Source organism: Vibrio sp. 1F253, from assembly GCF_041439295.1.
GTDB lineage: Bacteria > Pseudomonadota > Gammaproteobacteria > Enterobacterales > Vibrionaceae > Vibrio > Vibrio tasmaniensis_A.
This window is the reverse complement of record NZ_JBGONU010000115.1, coordinates 1-3,121: the sequence shown is the minus strand read 5'-3', so window position 1 is coordinate 3,121 and position 3,121 is coordinate 1. Positions and strand designations below refer to the sequence as shown.

At 42.4% G+C, this 3,121-nt stretch carries 5 protein-coding genes; 2 read left to right on the top strand and 3 right to left on the bottom strand.

The genetic code is table 11. The features are described from left to right. The coding region (locus tag ACED28_RS22980; RefSeq protein WP_371710836.1) for a hypothetical protein at nucleotides 1-215 on the top strand (215 nt) is incomplete at its 5' end. Here ACED28_RS22980 and ACED28_RS22975 read toward each other — a convergent pair. From ACED28_RS22975 to ACED28_RS22965, 3 genes are all read right to left on the bottom strand, one after another. Next, the gene (locus ACED28_RS22975) at nucleotides 185-601 is read right to left on the bottom strand and encodes a VOC family protein (protein WP_305368090.1); all 417 of its coding nucleotides are present in this window, start codon (nucleotides 599-601) and stop codon (nucleotides 185-187) included. The genes ACED28_RS22980 and ACED28_RS22975 overlap by 31 nt on opposite strands. A gap of 36 nt (nucleotides 602-637) precedes the next feature. Then, nucleotides 638-1,114 carry an N-acetyltransferase gene (locus tag ACED28_RS22970; protein ID WP_102573270.1) on the bottom strand — a complete coding sequence of 159 codons (477 nt, stop codon included), beginning with the start codon at nucleotides 1,112-1,114 and terminating at the stop codon, nucleotides 638-640. Between the two features lie 139 nt (nucleotides 1,115-1,253). Beyond that, nucleotides 1,254-1,712 (bottom strand): DUF4262 domain-containing protein, encoded by a 459-nt coding sequence (locus tag ACED28_RS22965; RefSeq protein WP_371710835.1) that lies wholly within the window; start codon nucleotides 1,710-1,712, stop codon nucleotides 1,254-1,256. A gap of 99 nt (nucleotides 1,713-1,811) precedes the next feature. On the opposite strand from ACED28_RS22965, the gene ACED28_RS22960 reads away from it, so the two are divergent. Continuing rightward, a complete protein-coding gene (locus ACED28_RS22960; protein ID WP_371710834.1) occupies nucleotides 1,812-2,840 on the top strand; it encodes an IS110 family transposase in 1,029 nt (342 codons plus the stop codon). Nucleotides 2,841-3,121 lie beyond the last annotated feature (281 nt).

The following is a 3,121-nucleotide window of genomic DNA, read 5'->3' as shown; positions in this document are numbered from 1 at the left end:
CACGCTGGGTTCTTAGGGAGACGGCACTTGGTAACAAGTGTCGTCCACCCGACATTTTCGAGCTAGAAAATGCCGTGTGTCAAAATTCAGATTGTGACGATTTTGGACAAAACCTTGTTAGCTTAAATGACTTAGTTGCATCAAGATCAGGTATGAAAAAGTATCTTGAAACCATAGTCTATTGTTATGTGCGTTGCTCCATTTCTGCTTTATAGAGCTCTGAACCTACAGCTATCTCCCACAAGTACCCATCAGGATCAGAGAAGTAACCTGAAAAACCACCCCAAAACACAGGCTGCCCTTGCTTTACGATTTTCCCACCATTTGCATCTGCCTTGTTCAGAAGACTAAGCACTTCACGAGAAGAGTCGACATTTCTAGCCAGTGTAATACCGGCAAAACCTGAACCATCTGGTTCAACACCAACATCTTTAGCTAATTCGGGTTTAGAAAATAAAGCTAACTCCGGACCATCAACATTCATGAATACAATTTCATCAGATTTATAATCTGTACGCTCTAACCCAAGCACCGCTTCATAAAACTTTGCTGAGGACTCGATATTTGATACGCCCAGCGTGATGATTGATAGTTTTTTCATATTTTTCTCCGAGCATATAACTGATTAAATTGTTTGTTAGGTGCGTAGCAAAAGCTGGTAAAAGTCTGTTTCATCGTGTTTGGGATTCTTGCGCACAAACTCCCAACCATGGCGCTTATAGAATGTGAGAGCTCGATGGTTAGTTCGGCTTACTGAAAGTACAGCACGCGAACAACCCGTTTTACTCAAAGTGCTTACAATATAATCCTGCAATTTTGCAGCGAGTCCTGAACCACGAAAATTAGGCTTTAAGTAAATGAGATGTACATAGCCAGTCTCCGGCTCGGGTGAAAAGCTACGAAACTCTAACTGCCCTGCAAACTGACCATCCACAAATATATGGATATAGAACCATCCTGATGTTGCTAACCGGTCTAATACTCGTTCACGATAACCACTGATGAAGTCTTCGAAACCGTCGTAATGCCCAAAACTACAAAAGTATGCATCTTTTCTCGCAGCAACGCACAATTCGAAATCATCAATGTTTATCTGCTGAAAAGCAATTTCCATACTTACCTTTTCCTTCGAGCACCTGACGCCAAATTAAGTAGTGAGCAACGCCACCACCTTACCTAAAGCATTGTGCCGTAAACACTAGAGTTGATCCAAACCGAAAATGCCAAGCATTACGAATCTGCTTAAATTATTGTTAGTTTGCATATAGCTTAGGTAAAAACCATTTAAAATCTGCTGATGCTTCAGAATCCCAAGGCCAAACACCAGAAGTATCTGGGTAGATGAACTGGAGGACTTTAAAGTTATTACCTTTGTAAAGCCAGTTAGTCCAACCAAAGTATTCTGCGTAGTATTCTGCGTAGTATTCTGGACTTACTTCTTTGAAAGTTATATCAAATCCTTCAAGGAAGCCTGAATAGTATTCATTTGGTTTAAATATCTCACCAGCTTTAACTCTATTGTTGTATTCGTTTGCAATCCAATGTGCTACCTCTTGATTTAAACCAGTGATTATTATCTCTGGTTGACTGCTTGTTTTCTCTATGCCAATTGAATAAGAGAATCCTGGGTACTCATCCTCTGCCATGATATGGAGAATATGACATCCATACTGCTCTATATCTTTAAGAGCTTTTTCTTCGTATTGATCCATAGTCTACCTTTGTAAAACTAACGAATGATATGGACTCCCTCTACCTGACACTCTGCGTGCCATACTTACTTAGTACACGCTGAAGAACTGGAGGTTACTATGTCCACCATTCAAACTATTGGCGTTGACCTCGCCAAGAATGTATTCAGTATTCACGGCGTTGATGCATATGGCAAGTGCGTCCTATGCAAAACTGTCAAAAGAAACAAACTCTTAGACACATTCGCGAAGTTACCGCCCTGCCTCATCGGTATGGAGGCGTGCTCTGGTGCACACCACTGGGCGAGAGAGCTACTGAAACTAGGTCATAACCCGAAAATTATGGCGTCCAAATTCGTTATTCCATATCGACTAAATGAGAAGAACGATGCCAATGACGCAGAGGCCATCTGTGAAGCGGTATCTAGACCCAAAACACGATTTGTCTCTATAAAAAGTGAAGAGCAACAAGCTGTGCTTTGCCTGCACCGTATTCGACAGGGGCTAATTAAAACAAGAACGGCGACTATTAACCAGCTCAGAGGTTTGCTTTCCGAATTTGGCATTGTGATGCCGCAGGGTCGCTACTCGGCTCAAAACACCATTGGTAGCGTCCTTGAAGATGCAGAAAATGGTTTGCCTATACTCGCTCGAGAGCTACTTCAAGATCTATCGAACAAGATTCAACACCTTAACCTAGAAGTATTGCACTATGATCGTAGAGTCTCTGCTTTAGTTCGTGAGATGGCTTCAGCCAAAGCCCTCATGGATATTCCAGGTGTCGGTGAACACAGTGCAAGTGCCATTGTCGCGACCGTCAATGACGCCAAACAATTTGGCTCTAGCCGCCAATTTGCCGCTTGGATAGGGTTGGTTCCAAGACAATACTCAACAGGTGGTCATGTTCATCTTGGTCGCATCAGCAAAAGAGGCGAAAAACATATTCGCACTCTACTTATTCATGGCGCAAGAGCCGTTATTGCACGATGTAAAGAGAAAACCGATCGCAACAGTATTTGGTTAAATCAACTCGTTGAACGACGAGGTTATAAACGAGCAGCTGTCGCCCTAGCAGCAAAAAACGCTCGTATAATATGGGCATTATTAACAACAGGAAAAGAGTACAAGATTAACTATGTAAACGGTTAACACTCACCGAGTCAAAGCAATAGCAAATGATGACAATACGACCAGACCGAGATGCCTAAACCTGTTTAATTGGGAAGTAATAAATACTGTTTAACGAATGAGGCTGGCATCAAGCGAATATCATCAAGGTGACGGAACGATTCCGATTAAACACCGAATGTAGAGCTGCTGTCCGATCCACTGTTGTCAGCGGGAGCTATTGTTGACAAAAGAGGGAGTCCATGTAGCCCAATTAAGTAGCTGACAACGCTACCAATACACTCAAATTGAACACCGAAATC